The 26,274-nt window shown below is 44.4% G+C and carries 21 protein-coding genes and 1 riboswitch; of the genes, 17 read left to right on the forward strand and 4 right to left on the reverse strand.

Going from position 1 to position 26,274, the window contains the following annotated elements; genetic code table 11:
- The first annotated feature begins 233 nt into the window (after positions 1-233).
- From aceE to recJ, 9 genes are all read left to right on the forward strand, one after another.
- Entirely contained in the window at positions 234-2,936 is a 2,703-nt protein-coding gene (gene aceE / locus FTV34_RS03825; protein ID WP_180011097.1) for a pyruvate dehydrogenase (acetyl-transferring), homodimeric type, read from the forward strand.
- A 2-nt stretch (positions 2,937-2,938) separates the two neighbouring features.
- Positions 2,939-4,969: a 2-oxo acid dehydrogenase subunit E2 gene (locus FTV34_RS03830; RefSeq protein WP_180030996.1), complete on the forward strand. Its 2,031-nt coding sequence runs from the start codon at positions 2,939-2,941 to the stop codon at positions 4,967-4,969.
- A gap of 88 nt (positions 4,970-5,057) precedes the next feature.
- Positions 5,058-5,198, forward strand: a riboswitch (yybP-ykoY riboswitch).
- Between the two features lie 73 nt (positions 5,199-5,271).
- Positions 5,272-5,847 carry a TMEM165/GDT1 family protein gene (locus FTV34_RS03835; RefSeq protein WP_159123792.1) on the forward strand — a complete coding sequence of 192 codons (576 nt, stop codon included), beginning with the start codon at positions 5,272-5,274 and terminating at the stop codon, positions 5,845-5,847.
- Positions 5,848-6,033: 186 nt separating this feature from the next.
- The gene (locus tag FTV34_RS03840) at positions 6,034-6,831 is read left to right on the forward strand and encodes an MBL fold metallo-hydrolase (RefSeq protein WP_180030998.1); all 798 of its coding nucleotides are present in this window, start codon (positions 6,034-6,036) and stop codon (positions 6,829-6,831) included.
- 99 nt (positions 6,832-6,930) lie between these two features.
- A complete protein-coding gene (locus tag FTV34_RS03845; protein ID WP_180031000.1) occupies positions 6,931-7,296 on the forward strand; it encodes a YkgJ family cysteine cluster protein in 366 nt (121 codons plus the stop codon).
- Between the two features lie 262 nt (positions 7,297-7,558).
- A complete protein-coding gene (gene guaB / locus FTV34_RS03850) occupies positions 7,559-9,025 on the forward strand; it encodes an IMP dehydrogenase (protein ID WP_034170242.1) in 1,467 nt (488 codons plus the stop codon).
- A gap of 122 nt (positions 9,026-9,147) precedes the next feature.
- Positions 9,148-10,479: a phosphoglucosamine mutase gene (glmM, locus tag FTV34_RS03855; RefSeq protein ID WP_180031004.1), complete on the forward strand. Its 1,332-nt coding sequence runs from the start codon at positions 9,148-9,150 to the stop codon at positions 10,477-10,479.
- A 15-nt stretch (positions 10,480-10,494) separates the two neighbouring features.
- Positions 10,495-11,151: a pyridoxamine 5'-phosphate oxidase gene (gene pdxH / locus FTV34_RS03860; protein WP_180025271.1), complete on the forward strand. Its 657-nt coding sequence runs from the start codon at positions 10,495-10,497 to the stop codon at positions 11,149-11,151.
- A gap of 2 nt (positions 11,152-11,153) precedes the next feature.
- The gene (gene recJ / locus FTV34_RS03865) at positions 11,154-12,857 is read left to right on the forward strand and encodes a single-stranded-DNA-specific exonuclease RecJ (RefSeq protein WP_180025270.1); all 1,704 of its coding nucleotides are present in this window, start codon (positions 11,154-11,156) and stop codon (positions 12,855-12,857) included.
- Positions 12,858-12,917: 60 nt separating this feature from the next.
- On the opposite strand, the gene FTV34_RS03870 is transcribed toward recJ, so the two are convergent.
- A complete protein-coding gene (locus FTV34_RS03870; RefSeq protein WP_179991927.1) occupies positions 12,918-13,718 on the reverse strand; it encodes a putative porin in 801 nt (266 codons plus the stop codon).
- Between the two features lie 172 nt (positions 13,719-13,890).
- Entirely contained in the window at positions 13,891-14,676 is a 786-nt protein-coding gene (locus FTV34_RS03875) for a putative porin (RefSeq protein WP_166139481.1), read from the reverse strand.
- 503 nt (positions 14,677-15,179) lie between these two features.
- Here FTV34_RS03875 and prfB point away from each other — a divergent pair.
- From prfB to FTV34_RS03905, 6 genes are all read left to right on the forward strand, one after another.
- Positions 15,180-16,275, forward strand: a protein-coding gene (gene prfB / locus FTV34_RS03880) for a peptide chain release factor 2 (RefSeq protein WP_180025269.1) whose coding sequence is annotated in 2 segments (ribosomal slippage) — positions 15,180-15,251 and positions 15,253-16,275 — 1,095 coding nt in all. Because the reading frame shifts where the segments join, the coding sequence is not laid out codon by codon here.
- A 169-nt stretch (positions 16,276-16,444) separates the two neighbouring features.
- Positions 16,445-17,056, forward strand: a complete 612-nt coding sequence (locus FTV34_RS03885) for a hypothetical protein (protein WP_180025268.1) — start codon at positions 16,445-16,447, stop codon at positions 17,054-17,056.
- Between the two features lie 271 nt (positions 17,057-17,327).
- Positions 17,328-17,630: a helix-turn-helix transcriptional regulator gene (locus FTV34_RS03890; protein ID WP_180025267.1), complete on the forward strand. Its 303-nt coding sequence runs from the start codon at positions 17,328-17,330 to the stop codon at positions 17,628-17,630.
- 37 nt (positions 17,631-17,667) lie between these two features.
- The gene (locus FTV34_RS03895) at positions 17,668-18,753 is read left to right on the forward strand and encodes an alkene reductase (RefSeq protein ID WP_180068901.1); all 1,086 of its coding nucleotides are present in this window, start codon (positions 17,668-17,670) and stop codon (positions 18,751-18,753) included.
- Positions 18,754-18,834: 81 nt separating this feature from the next.
- On the forward strand, positions 18,835-20,115 hold the full coding sequence (locus FTV34_RS03900; protein WP_180052526.1) for a 3-deoxy-D-manno-octulosonic acid transferase: 1,281 nt from the start codon (positions 18,835-18,837) through the stop codon (positions 20,113-20,115).
- A 276-nt stretch (positions 20,116-20,391) separates the two neighbouring features.
- Entirely contained in the window at positions 20,392-21,105 is a 714-nt protein-coding gene (locus FTV34_RS03905; RefSeq protein ID WP_180052518.1) for a 16S rRNA (uracil(1498)-N(3))-methyltransferase, read from the forward strand.
- Here FTV34_RS03905 and FTV34_RS03910 read toward each other — a convergent pair.
- Positions 21,079-22,059, reverse strand: coding sequence for a mechanosensitive ion channel family protein (locus FTV34_RS03910; RefSeq protein WP_159123798.1), 981 nt, complete (start codon positions 22,057-22,059; stop codon positions 21,079-21,081). The two genes, FTV34_RS03905 and FTV34_RS03910, sit on opposite strands and share 27 nt — an antisense overlap.
- A 107-nt stretch (positions 22,060-22,166) precedes the next feature.
- On the reverse strand, positions 22,167-22,742 hold the full coding sequence (locus FTV34_RS03915; protein ID WP_034170236.1) for a DUF805 domain-containing protein: 576 nt from the start codon (positions 22,740-22,742) through the stop codon (positions 22,167-22,169).
- Between the two features lie 261 nt (positions 22,743-23,003).
- On the opposite strand from FTV34_RS03915, the gene acs reads away from it, so the two are divergent.
- Together acs and FTV34_RS03925 are read left to right on the forward strand one after the other, a co-directional pair.
- Entirely contained in the window at positions 23,004-24,950 is a 1,947-nt protein-coding gene (acs, locus tag FTV34_RS03920) for an acetate--CoA ligase (protein WP_180052519.1), read from the forward strand.
- 130 nt (positions 24,951-25,080) lie between these two features.
- Entirely contained in the window at positions 25,081-26,262 is a 1,182-nt protein-coding gene (locus FTV34_RS03925; RefSeq protein ID WP_180052520.1) for an acyl-CoA dehydrogenase family protein, read from the forward strand.
- Positions 26,263-26,274 lie beyond the last annotated feature (12 nt).

Here is a 26,274-nt window from a genome sequence, read left to right on the forward strand (position 1 = left end):
AGAAGGAGTTCGGTCTAATTGCTTTTAGATATTATATTATCACCGAGAATTATAACTGTCGTATAAAAAATCGCCATTATTGACTTCTTTTTGTTACTTTGTGTAAGAAAGTGTCAATGTATATTTAGATAATAAATAGTACTCCAGAACCGCATTCAGCCAAGGCCATACCTGTATAAGCCGTAAATATGATACATATAAGTGATCAATTTGGCTTTCAGGAACTGTAGATTATGGCGTTTTATGGAGATACCGACGCTCAAGAAACCCAAGAATGGCAAGACGCTTTTGACTCCGTTTTGCAACACATGGGAACCGAGCGCGCCGCCTTTTTACTTGAAAAACTTTATCAACGCGCAATTGCCAAACATGTTCCTATTCAGCGTTTAAATACTCCCTACTTAAACACTATTTCTGTAGAAGAACAACCTGCGATGCCGGGCGACCAGGACATGGAGCGCCGTATTCGCGCGCTGATCCGCTGGAATGCTTTGGCAATGGTGCTTCGCGCAAATAAAACCGGTGATGACCTAGGTGGTCACTTGGCCAGCTTTGCTTCATCTGCCACTTTATACGATGTGGGTTTTAACCATTTCTTCCGTGCCAATAACGACAGCTTCGGTGGCGACCTGATTTACTATCAAGGTCACTGTGCCCCGGGGATTTATGCCCGCTCATTTCTAGAAGGCCGCTTAACTGAAGAGCATCTGAATAATTTCCGTCGTGAAGTCGGCGGCAAAGGTCTGCCTTCTTATCCTCATCCTTACTTGATGCCAGACTACTGGCAGTTCCCGACGGTATCGATGGGCCTGGGTCCAATCATGTCGATCTATCAGGCGCATATTCAAAAGTATCTGATGAACCGTGGCCTGATTAAGGAAGAAGACCGTAAAGTCTGGGCTTATCTGGGCGATGGCGAAATGGATGAGCCGGAAAGCTTAGGCGCGATTTCACTGGCGGGTCGTGAGAAGCTGGACAACCTGATCTGGGTGGTGAACTGTAACTTGCAGCGTCTGGATGGCCCGGTACGTGGTAATGGCAAGATCATTCAGGAACTTGAATCATTGTTCCGTGGTGCTGGCTGGCGCGTGATTAAAGTTGTCTGGGGTCGTCATTGGGATCCGCTACTGGATAAAGACAAATCTGGTGCACTCAAAGCGATTATGGAAGAAGCAGTAGATGGTGATTATCAGCGCTATCAGGTGAAAGGTGGTGCTTATGCACGCGCACATTTCTTTGGTAAATATCCAGAAGCAGAAGCTTTGGTCAAAGACCTGAGCGATGAAGATATCGATAATCTGAACCGTGGTGGTCATGACCCGTACAAAGTCTTTGCTGCCTATGCAGAAGCGACCAAGGCCAAAGGTCAGCCAACGGTCATTCTGGCGAAAACCGTAAAAGGTTATGGTCTGTCTGATGAAATTGAAGCGGTGAATAAGACCCACCAAATCAAGAAAATGCAGCTGGAATCATTGAAATATGTACGTAACCGTTTCAACTTGCCATTTACTGATGAACAACTGGAAGAAATTCCATTCTACCGCCCAAGCGAAAACTCGCCTGAAATTAAATATATGAAGGCACGCCGTGAAGCACTGGGTGGTTATCTGCCAGCACGTCGCAAAGAAAGCGAATCTTTACCAATTCCTGAGCTCTCTGTTTTTGATGCTGTGCTCAAAGGTTCAAACGGTAAAGAACAGTCCACCACCATGGTCATGGTTCGTCTCATCTCTGCCTTATTAAAAGAGAAAGCAATCAAGGACCGTGTGGTACCGATCGTGCCAGATGAAGCGCGTACCTTTGGTCTGGAAGGGATGTTCCGTCAATTGGGGATCTATGCAGCGCATGGTCAACAATATACCCCTGAAGATCAGGAACAGTTGATGCATTACCGTGAAGCCAAAGACGGTCATATGTTACAGGAAGGGATTAACGAAGCCGGTGCGATGAGCGCATGGGCAGCCTTGGCGACCAGTTATTCAACCAATAACCTGCCAATGATTCCGATGTACATGTACTACTCGATGTTCGGCTTCCAGCGTATTGGCGATATTGCCTGGGCCGCAGGTGATGCACAGGCGCAAGGTTTCTTGCTGGGTGCAACCGCTGGCCGTACTACCTTAAATGGTGAGGGCTTGCAGCATCAGGATGGTCATTCGCATATTCTGGCCAACACCATTCCAAACTGTGTCTCTTATGACCCGTGCTTTGGCTATGAGCTTGCTGTGATCGTGCATGATGGTCTGCAACGTATGTATGTGAATCAGGAGCGTGTGTTCTATTATCTGACCCTGATGAATGAAAACTACGAACATCCGCCAATGCCGCAAGGTGCAGAAGAAGGCATCAAGCGTGGTATGTATCTGCTGGAAGAAGACGAAAAAGCGACGGTTCAGTTGATGGGTTCAGGCGTGATTCTGCGTGAAGTGATCAAGGCCGCAAAAATCCTGCGTGAGGAATATCAGATTCATGCCAATGTCTGGAGCGTGACCAGCTTTAACGAACTCGCTCGCGATGGTATGGCATGTGAAGAATATAACCGCCTGCATCCACTGGCTGAAGAAGCGAAAGAACCATGGGTATCTCAGCAGTTACGTGACAAGGACGGTATTGTGGTATCGGCCACTGATCACATGCGTGCCTATAGCGAACAGATCCGTGCCTATCTTCCAGATAGCCGTCCATTCGTAGCCTTGGGTACCGATGGTTATGGCCGTTCAGATACCCGTGGCAACCTGCGTAGCTACTTTGGTGTCGATGCTGCACATATTGTCGTAGCAACCTTGAAGAAGCTGGCAGATGAAGGTGAAGTCGATGCACGTTTAGTGAAAGATGCGATCTCTAGCTTTGAGTTAGATACTGATCGTCCGGTGGCTTGGGCGCCACAGGCGACCCCGGAACTGCATGCTGTTGCTGACTACAAAGAGGAGAACTAATCATGCAAATTACGACTCCAGATATTGGTGTAGATAAGGCAACTGTGGCAGAAATCCTGGTGAAGGTGGGTGACACCATCGCTGTAGATGAAAGTATTGTGCTGCTGGAATCGGATAAAGCCTCTGTTGAAGTGCCAAGCACTTCAGCAGGTGTGGTCAAAAACATCCTGATCAATCAGGGTGATGAAGTATCTGAAGGTACTGTCTTGATTGAACTGCAGGCTGAAGATGATGCCGGTACGGTAGAAAGTCAGGAAGCTGATGCTGCTGACAAAACTTCGGAAAATACCCCAACTGAATTGCCTGATGAGGAAATTCTGCAGGAAGTGGCGACACATCAGCCTAAAGCCTCTAGCCAAAGTGAACAGTCCTCTCAATCGGCTTCTACATCTACTGTAGAAGTGAAATTGCCGGATATTGGCGTAGAAAAAGCCCTGGTGGGTGAAATTCTGGTTCAGGTTGGCGATGAAGTTGAAGTTGATCAAAGCCTGGTCGTGGTTGAATCGGATAAAGCAACAGTTGAAGTACCAAGTACAGTTGCAGGTACTGTAGAAGCGATTCATATTCAGGAAGGTGATTCAGTCAAAGAGGGGGTGCTGATTCTGACAGTGAAAACTGCAGATTTAGCACCAGCTGCTGAGCAAGCAGCGCCTCAAGCAGAAGAAAAGCCAAAAGCTCAAGCAACACCTGAAGCCAAAACTGAAACAGCACCACAACAGGCGGCATCCCCTGCAGGCGATATTGAAGTAAAAGTACCTGACTTGGGTGTAGACAAGGCTGCTGTAGCAGAAATTCTGGTACAGGTCGGTGATACGGTGGAGAAAGACCAGAGCATCATCGTGGTCGAATCGGATAAAGCGACAGTAGAAGTGCCGAGCACGACTGCCGGAGTGATTAAGGCGATTCATGTTGAGCTGGGCCAGAGTGTTTCTGAAGGTGTGGCACTGATTACGATTAAAGCTGAAGGACAAGCATCACCTGCTGCAGCTCCAGCGACAAAATCAGAAGCACCTGTAGCCAAAGCTACACCTGCACCAGCCGCAGCGCCAAAAGCTGACACTGCTGCTGCGACGCCTGAAACGCATAGTGCAGACAAGCTCACCAAAGAGCAGAACGCTGCCAATGCCAAAGTTTATGCTGGTCCTGCTGTGCGGAAACTGGCTCGTGAACTGGGTGTGGTATTGGCAGAAGTGAAAGCTTCTGGTCCGCATGAGCGTCTAATGAAAGAAGACCTGTTTGCGTATGTGAAAGATCGCCTGACTGCACCGCAAACAACAGTTGCACCTGCGGTAGCTGCAGCTCCTGCTGGCTTGCCAAAACTGCCTGATTTCAGTGCTTTTGGTGGGGTAGAAGAGAAAGCCTTGACGCGTCTGCAACAGGTTTCGATTCCACAGTTATCTTTAAATAACTACATCCCACAAGTGACCCAGTTTGATGCAGCCGATATCACTGAGCTGGAAGCTTGGCGTAATGAGCTGAAAGGCAACTTCAAAAAAGAAGGTATTGGCCTGACCATCATGGCTTTCATTATCAAGGCTGTAGCTTATCTGCTCAAAGAAGAGCGTGAGTTTGCCGGTCACCTGTCTGATGACGGTAAATCGGTATTGCTACGGAATGAGATCCATATGGGCATTGCGGTTGCGACGCCAGATGGTCTGACTGTTCCTGTATTACGTAACCCGGACCAGAAGTCGATCAAGAAGATCGCTATTGAGCTCGGTGAGTTAAGCCAGAAAGCGCGTGATAAGAAATTATCACCTAAAGATCTGCAAGGTGCGAACTTCACCATCACCAGCTTGGGCTCAATTGGCGGTACAGCATTTACGCCGTTGGTGAACTGGCCGCAAGTGGCGATCTTGGGTATTTCTCCTGCGACCATGCAACCGGTATGGAATGGGGAGGGCTTTGATCCACGTTTGATGCTGCCACTGTCACTGTCTTATGACCATCGCGTAATTAATGGTGCCGATGCTGCACGCTTTACCAATAAGCTGACCAAGCTGTTAAAGGATATTCGTACACTCTTGATCTGATTCATGAATGTATGAAAATAAAAACCCTGCTCCGGCAGGGTTTTTTTATATGACAATTTGTAAATATAAACACGGTTGGCTATAATGGGCGCACTTCATTGGGGAGTAGCCGCCTTTTGCGCAAAGCAGAAGGGTGATGGTCAACATATTTGCTCAACAGGGCATGGTCATCATAGCAAAGAACCAAATAAGCTTCTCGAAGCTTTCTTTTGTTGGCAAGACCTTTGATTTACCATTCTGCAGATTTTGGCTGGCGGGAAGGGTGAATCATCGGTAGAAAATGCCAGCCAGAGAAAGACCGCATGTACGAATTCCTGCTTTCCACGGCCATCGTTGCACTTGCCGAAATGGGTGATAAAACCCAGTTACTGGCTTTGCTTCTTGCAGCACGTTTCCGCAAACCGACACCGATTTTAATTGCAATTTTACTGGCAACCCTGATTAACCATGGTCTTTCAGCAGCCCTGGGGCAATGGGTCACTACCGTTATTGGGCCAGAAATTTTGCTGTGGATCGTGTCAGTCGGTTTTATTGGGATGGCAATCTGGATGCTGATTCCGGATGAATTAGGGGATGAAAACGACAGTATCAATAAATGGCAAAAGTACGGCGTGTTTGGTGCGACTTTTGTGCTGTTCTTCCTGGCTGAAATTGGCGATAAAACCCAGATTGCGACAGTGGCACTGGCAGCACGTTTTGACAGTGTGCTTTGGGTGATGATGGGTACTACCGTCGGAATGATGATTGCCAACGCACCTGCGGTATTTATCGGTGATAAACTGGCGAATAAACTTCCAATCGGCCTGATTCATAAAATTGGCGCCAGTATTTTCTTGATCATCGGTGTCGGCACCTTGGCACAACATTATTTATTTTAAAAATAAAAATCAATTTCGTATAAATCCTGAGCTAAAAACTCGGGATTTTTTATTGTGAAATTGTGCTCAATTTGCTGATAAATAAAGTTATATATCCAGTTTTATTGATTGTAAGTTCATTTAATTCCCTATATGTTATATGCCTATAGAAAAACCATCCTAAACGAAAAAAATTGGGGATTACTGATGGCCTTCGAGCGCACCACATCGCAAGTCTTGTTTGATAATGGGACACATAAATGTATTAGTTTTACCAGTCTCGTTAAAGGTGAAGGTGTCCAGGCAAACCAATTTCTGATTTTAGACAATGAGCGTGCTGCAGTACTTGATCCGGGCGGTGATTTAACTTATGTACCGTTGACCATGGAACTGAACCGCTATACCCGGTTAAGCAATCTGGATTATGTGATGGCATCGCATCAGGATCCGGACATTATTACGTCCATGCCGCGCTGGCTGGTCTATACCGAAGCCAAAGTCGTAGCTTCCAAGCTCTGGGCGCGATTCTTGCCGCATCTGAATTCAGCCTTTATGAGTGACCGTATGAAAGGTAACTGGCTGGATCGTCTGATTGAATTGCCGGATCATGGTCAGATCATTCCACTCGGTCAATCCAGCATTATTGCTATTCCAGCGCACTTTTTACATTCAGTCGGTAATTTCCAGTTTTATGACCCGATTGCCAAGATCCTGTTTTCGGGTGATATGGGGGCGTCAATGGTCGAGGATGCTTCAAAGCCACTGGAAAATTTTGCAGCGCACATTCCGAAAATGAAAGGATTTCACCAGCGCTATATGTGCAATAACAAGGTGATTCGTTTATGGGTACAGATGGTACGTACCATGGATGTAGACATGATTGTGCCACAACATGGAACACCATTTGTGGGTAAAGAACAGATTAACCAGTTTCTGGACTGGATTGAAACACTGGAATGTGGCACTGATTTAATGGATGAAACTGTTTTTACTTGTCCTGAATAGTTCAAGAAAATTTTAAATTTTTTCTTGAGTAGAAAAACAACATTTTTTATATTTTCCGCCGGCAAAAAAACTGTTTTTGATGACGAGAATTTATAAGAAATGTTGTCTCAAGTTCCTACACAAGATGCATGTTTAAGTTGTGGCGCATGTTGCGCCTATTTCAGGGTTTCATTTTATTGGGCAGAGGGGATTCCCATGCCCGAGCACTATACTGAGCCTGTCACCTCGGTCTATTCATGCATGGCGGGAACCAATCAGAAAAATCCGCGCTGTGTTGCGCTAGAAGGCAAGATTGGCGAGCAGGTGAGTTGCGGCATGTACGAGCTACGTAGCTCATCCTGTAAAGAAGTGCAGATCGCTGATGCCCAGTGCAATAAAGCACGGATGGCACACAATATGATTCCATTCATCCAGATTGAGCCGGATGAAGCCGAAAATGATGATAAATTCGAACGGGTGAGCTAAATTCAAACTCAAGATTTAAAAAGCAGGGTATGGACTCTGCTTTTTTTATGGGAGAAAAAATTAGTAAGGGATTTTGTAAAGCAAATAAATATGATGACTACTCTGGCATATTTAAATTGTTGATTGAATAGTCAAATTTACAGGTTTAGATATTCGGATTAAATCTAAGTCCAGATTTAGACAAAATAAATTTTGCAATTGCAATGAAATTTAGAGCTAAATTTGTTTATAATAGCGCACGGAAATTACCAGTGAGACTGTTATGTTGACCATCGTTCAAGACGCGTTAACCTTCGATGATGTCCTATTACTCCCTGCCTACTCTACTGTTCTCCCAAAAGATGTCTCTCTAAAGACACGCCTGACTCGCGGCATTAACCTGAATATCCCACTTGTTTCAGCAGCTATGGATACTGTGACTGAGTCACGTATGGCAATTGCGATGGCACAAAATGGCGGTATCGGTATTCTGCACAAGAACATGGATATTGCTGCCCAGGCCGCAGAAGTACGCCGTGTGAAAAAATTTGAAGCCGGTATGGTGAAAGATCCGATCACAGTTACCCCAGAAACTACAGTACGTGAACTGATCGCTGTGACTCAAGCGAATAACATCAGCGGTGTACCCGTAGTTAAAGACGGTAAAGTGGTTGGTATCGTGACAGGCCGTGATACACGCTTTGAAACCAATCTGGAACAGCCGGTCAGCAATATCATGACTGGTCAAGACCGTCTGGTGACTGTGCGTGAAGGCGAATCGAAAGAAAACATTCAGGCCTTATTGCAAAAAAACCGTATTGAAAAAGTTATCGTTGTTGGCGAAAACAACGAATTAAAAGGCTTGATCACGGTAACTGATTTCCGTAAAGCGGAACTTTATCCAAATAGCTGTAAAGATGATTTAGGTCGTCTACGTGTAGGTGCAGCAGTCGGTACTGGCGCTGAAACACCAAGCCGTGTAGAAGCACTGGTTGATGCTGGTGTAGACGTGATTGTTGTGGACACTGCACATGGTCACTCTGCGGGTGTGATCGAGCGTGTACGCTGGGTCAAACAGAACTACCCACAAGTTCAAGTGATTGGCGGTAACATCGCCACTGGTGATGCTGCGCTTGCATTGCTTGATGCGGGTGCGGACGCAGTGAAAGTGGGTATCGGCCCTGGCTCAATCTGTACAACTCGTATCGTGGCTGGTATTGGTATGCCACAAATCTCCGCAATTGATTCTGTTGCGCGTGCATTGAAAGAGCAGATTCCATTGATTGCTGATGGTGGTATCCGTTTCTCTGGTGATATGGCAAAAGCGATTGGCGCTGGTGCAAGTACCATCATGGTAGGTTCATTAATGGCGGGTACTGAAGAAGCACCGGGCGAAGTTGAATTCTTCCAGGGCCGTTACTACAAAGCTTACCGTGGTATGGGTTCTTTGGGTGCGATGGCCGGTGCGACTGGTTCTGCTGACCGTTACTTCCAGGATTCTAAAGCCGGTGCTGAAAAACTGGTTCCTGAAGGTATTGAAGGTCGCGTACCGTACAAAGGCCCAATGGGCAATATCGTGCATCAGATGATGGGCGGTCTGCGTTCTTCTATGGGCTATACTGGTTCTGCAACCATTGATGATCTTCGTCAAAATGCCAAGTTTGTGAAAATCACATCTGCCGGTATGTCCGAGTCTCACGTGCATGATGTAACCATCACCAAAGAAGCGCCAAACTACCGTATGGGCTAACTTTCGTTGATTGTTTACTTTAAAAAAGCCGTCATCCTCATGACGGCTTTTTTGTTTTGGTGTACAGTGTTGCACAATGAAAAAGGATGATGTAAATCACCCGCTAAGAAGTGAGACAAAGCATGAGTTATTTTGGTACCGATGGTATTCGTGGAAAATTTGGTGAGTTACCCATTACACCTGAATTTGCCCTGAAATTAGGTTTTGCGGCAGGAAAAGTATTAAAACGAAATAGTAAAAAAAACAAACCATTGGTGGTACTGGGTAAAGATACCCGTTTATCTGGTTATATTCTGGAATCTGCGCTACAGGCAGGACTCAATGCGGCAGGTGTTTATGTGCATCTGCTTGGACCTTTGCCAACCCCAGCCATTGCCCATTTGACCCGTGCTTTGCATGCCAGTCTCGGTATTGTCATTTCTGCATCACACAATCCGTATTTCGATAACGGGATTAAGTTTTTCTCGAGTGAAGGTAAAAAACTGCCTGATGCTTTGCAGGATCAGATCAACCAGGAACTGGAAAAAGAACTGGTGATCGAAGATAACGCGAACTTGGGTAAAAGTTTCCGCGTGAAAGATGCCAATGGCCGTTATATCGAATTCTGTAAATCAACCTTCCCATACCATTTAGACCTGAATGATTTAACGATTGTGGTCGATTGTGCCAATGGTGCAGCTTACAGCGTTGGCCCTGCGGTTTTCCGTGAACTGGGTGCTAAGGTTATTTCCATCTATGATGAACCGACCGGTCTGAATATCAATGAGAACTGTGGTTCAACTCATCCGGAAAATCTGCAAAAAGCAGTGGTTGAGCATGGTGCTGATTTAGGCATAGCCTTCGATGGTGATGCTGACCGCGTGATTATGGTCGATAAAAACGGTGAGCAAATTACCGGTGATCATATTCTGTATATTCTTGCGACTCAGGCAAAAAATAAGCCAGCTGGGATTGTTGGTACCTTGATGAGCAATATGGCGCTGGAACTGGCACTGGAAAAAGCCGGAGTAGAACTGTTGCGTGCCAAAGTCGGTGATCGTTATGTACTGCAAGGTCTGGAAGAAAAAGGCTGGTCGATTGGTGGCGAGCCATCAGGCCATATCCTGACTTTAGACAAGAGCACCACAGGCGATGCGATTATTGCTGCACTACAAGTCTTAACCGTGATGGTCGAGCAGAAGAAAGCGCTACATGAGTTAGTGGCTGACTTTAAATTATTGCCGAATGTCTTGGTGAATGTACGTCTGAATACCATGTTTGACCCGTACTCAGTGCCTGCTTTGACTGCAGAGTTTAGCAAAGCTGAAGAGCAGCTCAAAGGCCGTGGCCGTTTACTGATCCGTAAGTCAGGGACTGAACCGGTGATCCGTGTCATGGTGGAAGGCGAGGATCTTGCAGAGGTGACCACCCTGGCAAATTCATTGGCTGATGCGGTACGTGCCAACGCCGCTTAAATGGGGGAAGAGTGAATGAGCGATCTGATTAAGGATCTAAGTGAACTGCGTCTGAACTACCAAAAAGGCGAGCTACATGAAGATCAGGTCAATCCCAATCCGCATATGCAGTTTTTGCAGTGGTTTAACCATGCACTTGCTGCACAGCTGCATGAACCCTATGCCATGTCATTGGCAACTGCAAATGCACAGGGTCGTCCGCATGTGCGTACAGTATTGCTGCGTGGTGCCACTGAAGCAGGGTATGATTTCTATACCAATTATGACAGTCAAAAAGGTCTGGATCTGGCCGAAAACCCGTATGCAGAATTGCTGTTTTACTGGCAGGAACAGGAACGTCAGATCCGGATTAGCGGTAAGGTAGTTAAAATTTCGGAAGAAGAATCGACTGATTATTATCATAAACGTCCACGTGAAAGTCAGATCGCTGCTCATATCAGTACTCCGCAAAGTGGTGTGGTTGCGAGTCGTGAAGAACTACAGCAACGTTTCTGGGATCTGCATCAGCAGGTCGCTAATCAGGAAGAGCTGGATAAGCCGGGATTCTGGGGCGGCTATCGTTTGCAGCCAGATTATTATGAATTCTGGCAGGGCCGTCCAAACCGTTTACATGACCGCCTGAGTTATGAAAAAATCGATGGGGCGTGGAAACTACAACGATTGATGCCATAACAATGCCTAAACTTGAAATCAAGCAAAGACCTTTACTGACACGCCCTGAATCTTTTCAGGGCGTGCCTTCATTTGTAGCTAACATTCTGGCACGCCGTGGCGTGGAATCTGAACAGGAGCTGGAGCTGAAACTCAAGCATCTGCTGGCTCCGACCATGAAAGGTTTAACGGAAGCGGTCCAGCTGATTGATCAGGCTATAGATGCCGGCCAGAAAATCGTAATTGTCGGTGACTATGATGCTGATGGGGCGACCAGTACCACACTGATGGTACTTGCTCTGCGTGATATGGGTGCTCATGTCGACTATCTGGTTCCTGACCGGTTTAAGTATGGTTATGGCCTGACACCTGCGATTGCGGATCTGGCTTTTGCTAATTTTACGCCGGATCTTTTAATCACAGTGGATAACGGGATTTCCAGTCATGAAGGCGTGAAACAGGCGCAAGATCATGGTATGCAGGTGATTATTACCGATCACCACTTAACTACCAAGCCTACACCTGCAGCAGAGGCTGTGGTCAATCCCAATCAGCTGGGTTGTGATTTTCCAAGTAAGGCTTTGGCAGGTGTAGGGGTAGCTTTTTATGTTCTGGCAAATCTATCGACTCATCGTAAAAAGTTGGGTAAATCTTCAACGGTTATTACCAATTATCTGGATCTGGTCGCTTTAGGTACTTATGCAGATGTCGCAAGTCTGGACTATAACAACCGTATTCTGGTGGATGCCGGCTTAAAACGGATTCAACATCATCTTTGCCGACCTGGCATCAGTGCCTTGCTAGAGATTGCTGGTCGTGATGCAGCTACGCTCAAAGCGCAGGATCTGGGTTTTGTGCTTGGCCCACGCATTAATGCAGCGGGTCGTATGGAAACCATGGATATCGGGATCGAGTGTTTGCTTGCTCCGGATCTGGCAACCGCTTATCCACTCGCAGAACAGCTGAATCAACTCAATGTCGAACGTCGTCAGGTAGAAGGCAAAATCAAGCAAGAAGCTTTGACTGAACTGGAAAAAATCCAGCTGGATGAGAATACTTTGCCAGCCGCGCTGATCATGTTTGAACAGCACTGGCATCAGGGTGTGATCGGGATTGTGGCGGGGCGTTTAAAAGAACAGTTCCATCGTCCAAGTATTGTGTTCGCAGCAGATGAAGATGGGATTCATATCAAAGGTTCAGCACGTTCCATTGAAGGGATTCATATCCGGGATAGTATTGAACGGATAGCAGAGCAGTATCCGCATCTGGTCAGCCATTTTGGTGGGCACGCGGCCGCAGCGGGACTAACCATTAAAAAGCAGCATTTTGCTGAATTTAAACAGGTCTTTGAACAGCTGATTGCAGAGATGGATGAAAGCCTATTTACCGCTACGCTGTGGACTGATGGGGAACTACCGGCATCAGCTTTCCAAATTGAAACGGTCGATTTACTGCAAAACTTAAGTCCATGGGGACAAAAGTTTCCTCAACCGATTTTTGAAGGCATCTTTAAGATTCTGGATTACCGCTGGCTCAAGGATGTACATCTGAAATTACGTGTTGCCTTAGAGAATGGACAGGTTGTGGATGCGATTGCTTTTAGTGCCATCGATAAATACAAGTTTGATCCGATGAAACAGCATGTACGTCTGGTCTATGAACTGGATAAAAATGTCTTTAATGGCAATGTTAGCCTGCAAATGCGAATTGCTCATCTGGAACAATAAATTATTCAAATAAAAAACCGCTCAATTGAGCGGTTTTTTTTGGACTTTTAATCTTGGAGATTAGAAGCGGAAAGTACCATTGATACCAAACGAGTCAATACCGTCAGTTGTGTGGTAATTTACACCTGCTGCAATAGTTGGCGTAAAGAATTTTTGAGCTTTAATACCGAACAGTGTATCTGAACCATCTGCAGTAGAATCAGCAATAGATAGACCTACACTGAGAGTTGGATCGATATAAAGATCAGCAGCTAAGCGATAGGTTGTTTCATCACCAATATAAGTTAAACCTTCAAAATTGGTGAAATGATTGCCAATTTGAGTCACGTATTTGGCACGTAAAGATAATGCAGTGTCATCACCTACAGTAAGTGCATTTGAAAGATTTGCGGTGAAACCATAGTTTGCCACTTGAACTGGGTCTACGCTTTCATTTGCGGCACCTACTGCTAGCAACAAGCCAGTAACTGGTAGGTAACCTACTTCAAGCGCATAACCGGTATTATCGTCACCTGCAAAATCAACTTGGTTAATAGTACCGCTTACATAAAATTGAGTATTTGGAATATAAAACTCACCACTTACACCGAACACATCAATATCTTCATCGCCATCACCGCTTGCATTTGCATAACCTAAGCCAATATTGCTTGCTTTATTTAGGAAAGCCGCTTCTGCAAGTGGAGAGTTCTTAACTTGAACATCGTTTAAATAATATTTTCCATTGATGAAAAATGTATCTAGATCCCCAAGGTTATCGATATCAGTGTTTTCATACCCTACATTAAGTTCAGCTTGGTAAGCATGTGCAGTTCCTAGGCTAGCAAGAAGTGCTGTAGCAAGAGCAAGTTTCTTAAACATTTAGATTTTCTCTCTTTGTTATAAAATATGGCTGTTTTATTAACAGTTGTAACAAATTGTACAGATAATAATCGCCCCGTCAATGTGCAAAAACTACCTAAATGCTTGTTTAAAGTGCAATAAAAAACCCATCCGAAGATGGGTTTTTTATAATGAAATTTCTTAGTTTGGATTAGAAGCGGTATTTCGCAGCTAGACCAAATTTGTTGTAGTCTTGGTTACCAATTTCACCAAAACCTACACGACCTTCCAAGCTCACTTGTTCATTAAAGAATTTACGTGCACTTACACCAAATTCATTTGAGTCATATGGGCCATTGTCTTTGCTTTGATAATCAGCACCAACACTTAAAGTTTTGTCGATGAAGTAGTCAGCTTTTAAGTTGTACTCATCTAGGTCGCCAAAGGCAGCGCCAGCTTCAAGGTTAATATCTTTACCATTGCTTAAGGTAGTCACATATTTAGCACGTAAAGTTGGATCTACACCGTCATCATAGTCATTGTCATAACCTTTCACACCTGCTGCAATTAACAGACCTGGTGCAGGTAAATAACCGACTTCAGCACTATAAACGGTTTCGTCAAAATCAGGTGCATAGTCGTATTTAGAATCATCACGACCTACGCTACCACTCAAATAAAAATCTGAATTTGGTACGAAGTATTCAGCACCTACACCATAACGGTGACGTTCTGAAGAGTCGTAATCATCATATTGATATTGAGCTTTCACATTACTTGCACGATCAAGGAAAGCTGCTTCGGCCAATGGCGCATTACGTGTTTCAACTGGATTAAAGTAGTATGTGCCATCAACACCAAAAGAGCCGCTTGAGCTACCATTATCCGGGTCTGTTAGGCCTGCAGATGCACCCACTTCCGCTTGATAAGCATGAGCTGCTGTACCTGTAAGAGCTACGGCTGAAAGTAATGCTGAAGCGATTGCTAGTTTTTTCATGCGGATACTCCCCTCTGAAAATATGGCTAAAATTAATACACTTTTTGTTACAACTTTAAGTCTAGACCAATTCCAATAATCGTCAATCAAAGGAAAGTTACTACATTGTGAGTAAGGTAATATTATGTAATTTTCATTTAATAACTAATTGAATTTAAAGAATAAAAATGAAATGTTTTGTTTTATTAAAAGTGTGTAGATATTGTGGAATGTATTGAAAATGCTATTTTTTATCTTATTTTGTAGGGGTTTTAGGGTTTTAAAATGAATAAAAAATTGAGTATAAAAATACAACGAAATATATTTAAGAATAGAATGAGAAAGTATTAAAAATAATATTTAGCTATTTTATCGGGCTGACAAATTTTGTAATTAAAAAATGTGCTAGTGACATTTTCTTGCTTAGCTTTAAAGATGGATTTATCGCTATAAATTGGTGAAATAGACTGTGATATAATATTGACCTAAGAATTTATACCTAATTTTGATTGAGAGTAATTCACGTGGAAATTAATCCGTATCTAAACCAATTAAAAGACTTAAACGAACGTGGTCAAACACTACGGGGGTATCTTTGACTACGATCTGAAAAAAGAGCGTTTAGAAGAAGTCCTGCGTGAATTAGAAGACCCGGCGATCTGGAATGACCAGAGTCGTGCTCAGGCCATGGCCAAAGAAAAAGGCGAGCTTGAAAATGTACTTAATGTACTGGACGGCTTAACGACCCAGCTTGAAGATGCTCAAGCGATGCTTGATCTTGCGGTTGAAGCAGATGAAGAAGCGATGCTGGAAGATGTGCAGGCTGAGCTGAATGCAGCTGAAGAAGAACTGGCGAAGCTTGAATTCCGTCGTATGTTCAGTAATCCGATGGATCCAAACCCATGCTATGTGGAAATTCAGGCAGGTTCAGGTGGTACAGAAGCACAAGACTGGGCATCGATGCTGCTGCGTATGTACATGCGCTGGATTGAACGTCATGGTTTTAAAGCAGAAGTGATGGAAGAGTCTGACGGTGATGTAGCCGGGATAAAGTCTGCTACGATCCGTGTAGATGGTGAGTATGCCTATGGCTGGTTACGTACCGAATCAGGTGTACACCGTCTAGTACGTAAATCACCATTCGACTCGGGTAACCGCCGTCATACCTCATTCTCTGCAGTATTTGTATCGCCTGAAGTGGATGACAATATTGAAATTGAAATCAATCCTTCAGATGTCCGTACCGATACTTACCGTGCCTCGGGTGCCGGTGGTCAGCACATTAACAAAACTGACTCTGCGGTACGTTTGACTCATATTCCAACCGGTATTGTGGTGGCCTGTCAAAACCAGCGTTCACAACATGCCAACCGTGACCATGCCTGGAAACAGTTACGTGCAAAACTCTATGAACTGGAAATGAGCAAACGTAATGAAGCGGCTCAAGCATTAGAAGACTCGAAGTCTGACATTGGTTGGGGTAGCCAGATCCGTTCTTATGTACTGGATGACTCACGTATCAAAGACTTGCGTACCAGTGTGGAAAGCTCGAACACCGGTGCAGTGCTGGATGGTGACCTGGATAAATTTATTGAAGCCAGCTTGAAAATGGGTCTTTAAGGTTCATAATTTGATTTCCTTATATAGGAATATGTAAGGAAATCAATACTATTTATTCTCTTTAAAAACATAAAAATAATAAAATCTTCTCAATTAAAATCTTATTGATGGTATTTATAAAAGATAAAAATCAAAGCCTCTTGAAAATTATAAATAAAAGGAAATGAGCATGTCCGGCAAAATTAAATATAGATATTCAAAAATTTTAATTTTATTGCCCTGTTTTTTTCTAGCATCTTGTTTGACGCCTTATAGCAAACCAAATGCGTTATATACTTTTAATGCTGTTACAGATAGTCCAGAAGGTGTTATATTTTTTAATAAAAATAAAAGCAGTCAAGCCATGCTGTTCTACAAGACGTCATTACTAACTCTATATAAGGCTAGATTGTTTAATAGACTGAATTTAGAGATTAAAAATTGTGCAGAGTTTGTTAAAATAACCAGCTGCATTTGGTATGCAGATATTGTGTTAAATCATGCAGAAGCTGAACAATACGGTGAGATTTTGTTGAATGATTATTGGGATGTAGAAGATCAAGAAGGAAAATTTTATATACGTTCTATCGATAGTGAACAAAGATTTAAACGTCTATTAAATTCTAAGCAAAGTCATTTTCATTTTTCTTTGGCTACGGCTGAGGGCAATAGTGAAAATGCGGGTAAGTATTTATCTGGTCTACGGATAAAAAATAACTATATAGAAATTAAACCAAATCATGTTGAAATTTTCAAAAAACCATCTCGAATTAGTCGAATGATGTGGATCCATACACAATAAATTAATGATGAATCTCTTAAAGCTGTTTAAAATAATGTCTTTAAAGTTAAAAAAACAGAGGACCAGCCTCTGTTTTTTTAACTTTAAAATTTGCCGATGCGCATGCATAAAAACAGCTTGATCAGACAATGCTAGAATGATCTGAGGTTGTACAAAATTACAGCAATTTACAAAATGAACATAAATATCGATAATTTTCGATATTAATATCGAATAAATTCGATATAATGATTTTTGCTAAGGTGCTGATCATCAATATGAGTGAAATGAGATGGACACAGAAGCGATTTATAAAGCCTTGGCCAACCCGATTAGACGCCAGATTCTACAGTGTTTGAAAGAACCTGAGCGTTTCATTTCCGCCGAAGAATGCGGACATGATTTTAGTCGTGGCGTATGTGCGGGGCAGATCGAAAAAATCGCGGACATTTCTCAATCGACCATGTCGAATCATTTGTCGGTGTTGCAACAGGCAGGACTGATTCAGGTGACCAAATATGGGCAATGGTCTTATTTTTCTCGTAATGAGGCACTGATTCAGGAATTTTTACAACATTTACAGCATGCGCTTTAGACTGAAATCAGTTGGCAAGCTGTGAGAGGATGGCTTGATGACAGATTTTTCAACCCCAGTTCAATTCGGTGAACTTAAACTTAAAAACCGCGTGGTGATGGCACCCCTGACCCGTAGCCGCGCAACTGCTGATCGTGTTCCAACCCCCATGATGGTTGAGTACTATGCGCAACGTGCAAGTGCTGGTCTGATCATTTCTGAAGCTACAGTGATTTCCGAAGAAGCCAACGGTTATTTAAATACTCCAGGACTGTTTACCGATGCTCAGGTCGAAGGCTGGAAAAAGGTCACTCAAGCGGTTCATGAGAAGGGCGGTTTAATCGTTGCCCAGCTTTGGCATGTTGGTCGTGTATCACATCCGGATCTGTTAAATGGTGAAACACCAGTGTCTGCAAGTGCAGTACAACAGGCGGGTCATGTCAGCTTATTACGTCCAAAACGTCCATACGTTACGCCACGTCCCTTGGAAGTTTCTGAAATTCACGCGATTACCGAGCAATACAAACAAGCCGCGATTCGTGCTAAAGAAGCCGGTTTTGATGGTGTTGAATTACATGCTGCCAATGGTTATTTGATTGACCAGTTCTTGCAAAGCAAAACCAATCAGCGTGAAGATGAATACGGCGGTTCAGTCGAAAACCGTACACGGTTCCTGCTAGAAGCAACTGATGCACTGATTGAAGTATGGGGTGCGGATCGTGTAGGGGTGCATTTTGCTCCGCGTGGTGATGACCATGACATGGGTGATAATGATCCACGTGAAACATTTGGCTATGCCATGGAGCAGCTGGGCAAGCGCAAGATTGCCTTCTTCTTTACCCGTGAATATCTGGCTGAAGACAGTATTTCCGAATATATGAAAGAGCGTTCAGGTGGAGTACCTTATATTGCCAATATGCAACTGAGTCGTGAAGATGCGATTGAGCTGTTGGCAGCTGAAAAGGCAGATGCAGTCGCATTTGGTAAAGCCTACATTGCAAATCCTGATCTATACGAACGTCTGCTTGATAATGCACCGCTTAATGAGCTGAAAATGGAAAATATGATCGGCAGTCAGGTGGCTGAAGGTTATATTGATTATCCAACTTTGGCAGAAGTTAGAGTATTAAGCACCATAGAATAATTCGAAATAAGAGCCACATCGATTAACATGTCGATGTGGCTCTGTTATATTTTGCCGATTGAATCTGTTTTGGGGCGCAATGTGGCTACTCCATTCTGGTATAACGCAGCCTTGGCGCTAGCGAAACCGCTTTATCAATCCCGTATACGTAAACGTGCGACCAGTCCGGAACAATTAGAACAAGAACTGTTGGAACGTTTTGGTCCTTTCCAGTCCCCTAAAAATCTGCAGGCGATCTGGTTTCATGTGGTATCCGTAGGGGAAACCAATGCCGCTCAACCTTTAATTGAACATTACTTAAAACTTGGGCATCCGGTTCTAGTGACTAATACCACCAAGACTGGGCAGGCACGTGCTAAATCACTTTTCTTGAAAGAACCTTATTTAGACTTATTCCAGGCTGTATATTTGCCAGCTGACCAGAAAACCCTGATTCGTGATTTTTATCAAAAATATCAGCCTAAATTGCTGTTATTGATGGAGACTGAGCTCTGGCCAAATCTGATTGACCAGGCACCGAATTTTAATGTGCCATGTCTGTTACTGAATGCCCGTCTTTCTGAAAAATCCGCCAAAGGCTATGGCAAAGTCAAAGGCCTAACCCGTGGCATGCTTAAGAATTTAACAGGTCTTTTGGCTCAGGATACAGCAACCCAGCAGCGTTATATTGATCTAGGTATAGTTTTAGAAAAAACTCAGGTCTTGGGCAATATCAAGTTTGATATCACGGCACCGCAGCAATTTATTAATCATGCTGCCCAATTGAAACAGGAATGGTCTCTGCAAGGCCGGAAGATCATTACTCTCGCCAGTACGCATGCGCCTGAAGAACAGCAATTAATGGCTGAACTTAAATCTGCGCTGGATGCAGATTCGACATTAGTTTGTATCGTGGTGCCACGCCATCCGGAACGTTTCGATGAGGTGTTCCAAGCTGCACAGTCCTTAGGTTTAAGGACCCAGCGCCGTAGCTTGGGACAGCGCATTGAAGCTGATACTCAGATTTATCTTGCAGATTCCATGGGCGAGATGTGGCTCTGGTATGCCTTGAGCCAAGCCTGTTATGTTGGTGGTTCTCTAAATGAACCAGGTGGTGGGCATAATATTCTGGAGCCGATTGCGCTAAATGTTCCAACGATTCTGGGTAAAAACTATTTTAACTTTCAGACGATTGTCGATGAGTTTGTCCAGGCGCATGCCGTAGAAGTGATGCAGGATGCTAAGCAGGCTGCTGAGACTTTGCTAGAAATTCTGAATAATTCAGCTAAAGCTGAAAGCTTGAATACTGCTGCACAAAAGATTATGCAGCAAAATCAGGGTTCACTTGAAAGGCATATTCAGGTGATTGATCAATATCTTTGATTATATTCTGATTTGTGAAGAAGCTGATTTTCATGGATTGATTGTATAAGGTTAAAACTAAGCCTTATCTTTATAGATTTAATGCTAGCGCTCTTCTTTCTTTTACTTTTGTTTCGGCAAAAGTAACAAAACCATTTGTCATCCACAAAACTCGTCATATACCATCTTTTTGCAAAGATATCGCAGAACCTATATCAGGCAAAAAGAGTCCTGCCTCGGACAGTTGTGGATGACGTTTCCGCGTATCCAGTGATGGATTTGTTGAGTTAATTTTTTATGAATATCGTCCTGCTTAATCCCCACCAAACCGAATCTGAACTGTGGTCAATTACGTCAAAGCGGCAGCTGGAACATTTACAACAGCACCTGGAGGTTCAGGTGGGCGATACGTTGAAAGTCGGGATTCGGGAAGGGAAACGGTATTTAACTGAAGTTGTCGAAATTTCTGAAAAAGCGATTTTATTGAAACCCATTCAAGAAGAATCAGTTCCTGCAAAGCTGCCTGTTACTCTAATTGTAGCTTTACCACGTCCTAAAGTTTTGCGTCGTCTGATCATGGATGCTGTGACCATGGGGGTAGAAAAGATCATTTTACTGCATAGCTACCGGGTGGATAAAAGCTATTGGCAGACCCCATTTTTGCAGCAACTGAATCATTATATCGATCTCGGGCTAGAACAGGCAGGAGATACGGTTGCTCCGAAAATTGAGCTGTATAAACGCTTTAAACCTTTTGTCGAAGATATCTTGCCGGGACTCATTACAGCAGACCGTCCAGCCTTTATTGCACATCCTTATGCCGAACAGCCGATGCCATATGCACTTCAGCATCCTTGCACGATTGTCATTGGCCCCGAAGGTGGCTTTATTCCGTATGAAGTTGATTTGCTCATAAAAAACGGCTGCCAGGCAGTGAGCCTTGGCAACCGTATTCTCCGTACTGAAACGGCGATTTCATATGTTTTAGGTCGACTGTTTAGCGCGAGCTGAGGCATCTTCATGGCCATCGCCACGATAGACTTTCACTTCCTGCACCGGATATGGAATCGAAATATTATGTTCAGCAAAGGCTTGTATCACCCGTTCCTGAACTGCACTGATTGAGGTGCCTATGCCTGTTTCAGTGGTATTGACCCACCATAAGGCTTTGAGAGTAATCGAGAAGTCTGCCAGTGCAATCACATTGACGCTAAATGCAGGTTGACTCAGGATGGTCGGATCTTTATCCAGAATTGCAGTAATAATATCCTTGGCTTTCTGGATATCATCTTCATAACCGATCCCGACCGAAAATTCACAGCGGCGACGGGTATAAGCAGTATTCACCGTGACTGCACTGGTATAGACCGTAGCATTTGGAATTACGATACGACGACCATCTGGCGAGCGTAAAAAAGTTGCACGAATCTGGATATCTTCCACGGTACCCTCCAGACCATTCACGATAATGTCATCGCCAATCTTGAAAGGTTCACCCAGCAAAATCAGTACACCTGAGAGCAGATTCTGGAAAATATCCTTAAATGCGAAACCGATCGCCACCGAACCAATCCCAAGCGCACTCATCAGCTGACCTGGGGTGAAACCTGGAATCGCAATCACCAGCCCGATTAATACGCCAAAGAAAACAATCACGGTACTACCGACACGGTTCAGCACCAGTACCAGATTCTGTCGGGTATAAGTACGGTTTTCTAAAGTCTTACGGACAAAAAACTTAAACAGTTTTGACAGTAACCAGAAAATGACAATGACTGTCAGTGCGATGCAGAAATAAGGCACACGCTCCCAGAAACCCTCCATGATCTTGTCAATGGTGCTATAGGCATCATTGTACTTGGAGGTATGTTCGATCACGGTTTGGGCAGTTTTTTCAGTCGCCTGATGCAGGAGCTCAGTCGTCCCTTCAGTTACCTGGCTTAAAGTATTCTCTTGCTCAGCCACAAAAACTCCACAATTTAAATTTCGCTTATTTTGCCTCAACTACAGCAAAAAATTAACAACAGCGAAATTTATACACAATATATTTATGCAAAACAGACACAACTGTCTTAAAAGAACTCAGTCGTTTTTTGTTTCACTTCACTTGGGATTCTTGAAGGTTCACCTTCACTCATATAAGAGAATAACGCAGTCGTCGCCAACAGGCTGAGTACGGTAAAAATGATTACCAGCCAGGCCACAATTTTTTCCCAGACGGGGCTTGTACGTATCGGGCCATACTGATTGCTGCCTCTTGTTCCTGGAAAAAGCAGGATATAAATCCAGACAAACAGATTGATCAAAGGCACGAAGAATAGCAGCATCCACCAGCCACTGCGGTCCAGATCGTGTAAGCGTCGTACCGTAATCACAATACCGAAATACAGATAGACCAGCATGATCGCTAAGGCAAACAGGCTGGACAGGCCGTGCAGGGAGATTTGCCAGTTTGAATCTACTGATAGGCTGGCAATGTTCACAATATCAATACTTAAACCTAGCGCAATACTGCTGCATAAGAAAATAAACTGTAAAAATGCAGACCAGGCAATAAAACTCAAACGTCCAAATCGGCCCCTGATCGATAAGGGATGATCTGCTGCAGGAAAAGGAGGAGGGAAATAGGAAGGTTCAGTTGAATTCATGGGCAAGATCCTAAGCCTGTATAAAATACAGCGAGAGTGGGCGACTCATTTTATTTGACGATAGCAATATCTAGCTGACTTTGGCCATAGCTGAGCATTATCCGAAGTTATTCTGATTGAATTTGAATAAATAATCTACGACGAAAGCATGATTGTCGGATTTGAAATATGCAGTACATACTGCCATTATGCATAAAAAACAATCAACAAAATGCCATCAAGCTCTCGTGATGAGATAGAACAAGATCAAGGAAGCGAACAATGAAAGAAATCTATCCAGTACCAGCAGAATTTAAGAAAACCGCACGTACCACTGATACAGAGTATTTTGAGCGTTATCAGCAATCCATTGAACAACCGGATCAGTTCTGGGCTGAACAGGCACAGCGCCTGGACTGGATCAAACCTTTTACCCAGGTTAAAAGTACCAGTTTTGATAAAGACAATTTTAAAATTGAATGGTTTGCAGATGGCCAGCTCAATGTCAGTGCCAACTGTCTGGATCGCCATCTTAAGGAACATCCTTATAAACCGGCGATTATCTGGGAAGGGGATCATCCATCCCGTCACAAGATTATTTCTTTTCATGAGCTTTATGATGAAACCTGCCGTTTCGCCAATGTCCTGAAAAAGAACGGAATTAAAAAGGGCGACCGGGTGGTGCTGTATATGCCAATGGTCTCGGAAGCCGCAATTGCCATGCTGGCCTGTGCCCGAATTGGTGCAGTGCATTGTGTGGTGTTTGGTGGTTTCTCACCTGATTCTCTGGCCAGCCGGATTGAAGACAGTCAGGCCAAAATGGTGATTACCGCAGATTCGGGCATGCGTGGGGGCAAAGCCATTCCACTGAAAGCCAATGTGGATGAAGCCCTGAAAATTGCCGGTACCGAATCGATTGAACATGTCATCGTTGTACATCGCACCGGCAATCCGGTAGAAATGCAACAGGGACGTGATCTCTGGTATCACATGGAAATCATGACCGTCAATGAGATCTGTCCCCCTGAACCGATGAATGCGGAAGATCCGCTGTTTATCCTGTATACCTCGGGTTCAACCGGAAAACCTAAGGGCGTACTGCATACCACAGGCGGCTATCTGACTTATGTGAACTGTACTTTCCGAGAAGTTTTTGACATCAAACAGGATGATGTGTTCTGGTGTACTGCCGATGTCGGCTGGATTACCGGGCATTCCTATGTACTGTATGGTCCGCTCTCTAATGGTACGACTACGGTCATGTTCGAGGGAGTGCCGCAATATCCGAGCTGGGCACGTACCGGACATATCGTCGACAAGCACAATGTGACCATTCTCTATACTGCACCGACAGCCATTCGTGCCATGATGCGTGAGGGGGATGCCTATGTACGGGAAAGTGATCGTAGCAGCCTGAGAATTTTAGGTTCGGTCGGTGAGCCGATTAACCCGGAAGCCTGGAACTGGTATTACTCGGTAGTCGGTGAAAGCCGCTGTCCGGTGATTGATACCTGGTGGCAAACCGAAACTGGTGGCTTCATGATTACGCCTTTACCAGGTGCGACCGACCTGAAACCGGGTTCTGCAACCCGGCCATTCTTTGGTGTGCAACCCGCCATTGTCGATGCAGAAGGCAAGGAAATTGAAGGGGTGGCAGAAGGGAATCTAGTAATTAAGGATTCCTGGCCAGGTCAGATGCGCACCATCTGGGGTGACCCAGACCGCTTTATTGACGCCTATTTCTCGACCTATCCGGGTACCTATTTTACTGGTGACGGCGCACGTCGTGATGAAGATGGCTATTACTGGATTACCGGTCGTGTCGATGACGTACTCAATGTTTCAGGCCATCGTCTGGGTACGGCAGAAATTGAAAGTGCATTGGTTGCACATGAGGCAGTTGCCGAAGCTGCCGTAGTGGGTATGCCGCATGACATCAAAGGTCAGGGGATTTGTGCCTTTGTCACCTTGCAGGCAGGGACTGAAAGTACTGAACAGCTGCGCGGTGAACTGGTAGCTTGGGTACGTAAAATTTTAGGGCCAGTGGCAACGCCAGATGCCTTGCACTGGGCACCCGCTTTACCTAAAACCCGTTCAGGAAAAATTATGCGCCGGATTTTAAGAAAGATTGCTGCCAATGAACTGGACAGTCTGGGCGATACCTCGACTCTGGCTGAGCCACAAGTCGTGGATCAGTTAATTGCTGAAGTGCAGCGTAATCAGGCATAAGTTTAGGACGTTCAAATACCGGCATTATTTGCCGGTATTTTTGTCTCAGGAATAAGCTCTGCATGCTTTCGAATATAGTGCCAAGCTGCAATCTGCTAAGCTAAAACTATGCTGAACTTAGGTCAAAAGAATGAATGTACGACAACAATATCTAGATCAATCTCCCCTGCAAATTGCCCAGCAACTGACAGAAACTTTTGCCCAAACAGCCGCAGCTCGTGACAAGCAGGGCGGTAATCCTAAAGCCGAGCGTGATCTGATTCGTCAGAGCGGTTTACTGGGCCTGTCTATTCCAAAACAGTACGGCGGTCAGGAAGCAGACTGGCAGACAATTTTTAAAACCATTCAAATTATTGCCCGAGTTGATAGTTCATTAGCACATGTTTATGGGTTTCATCATTTGCTGATTGCAACGGTTCAATTATTTTCCCAACCAGAACAATATGGCCCATGGTTTGAACAGACCGCTCGGGAAAACCTGTTCTGGGGCAATACCTTAAATCCACTGGACCGTCGTACTACCGCAACAAAAGTTGCTGAAAAAGAATATATTTTTGATGGAAATAAAAGTTTCTGTTCTGGCTCCATTGATTCCGATATTTTACTGTGCTCAGGCTATAACGACGCTGGAAAATTACTGATCGGGGTAATTCCAACAGCACGTAAGGGCGTAAGTTTTCTCGGTGACTGGAATAATATGGGTCAACGCCAGACCGATAGCGGCACCAGCCATTTTGAGCAGGTCAAAATTCATGAAGATGAATTACTGTTAAATCCGGGTCCACTCAGTACACCATATTCAAGCTTACGTCCTTTGATTGCCCAGCTGATCTTTGTACACATGTTCCTCGGGGTAGCAGAAGGTGCGTTTGAAGTGGCCAAACAAACCGTACAGACTCAAAAAGCCTGGTCAAAATCATTGGTAGAAGATGCAGTGAATGACCCCTTTACCCAGAAGCATTTTGCCGAGTTCTACGTGCAACTGGAAAGTGTACGTCTGCTAGCTGATAAAGCGATTCAAACCTTACAGGCTGCTTGGGATCTGGGAAGTGATCTCACTGCTGAGCAGCGTGGTGAAGTTTCAGTGGCGATTGCCACAGCCAAAATCGCGGCCACCAACACATCTCTTTATATCACCCAGAATATTTTTCAGGTGATGGGCGCGCGTGCGACCACGGCCAAACTGAATCTGGACCGTTTCTGGCGTAATGTTCGCACCCAGACCTTACATGATCCGGTAGATTATAAATATCAGGAAGTTGGGGAATGGGTATTGACCGGGAAAGTGCCTGATCCAAGTTTTTATTCTTAATATGAAAAGCCT

The sequence above is a fragment of the Acinetobacter sp. YH16038 genome (assembly GCF_013417275.1).
Lineage (GTDB): Bacteria > Pseudomonadota > Gammaproteobacteria > Pseudomonadales > Moraxellaceae > Acinetobacter.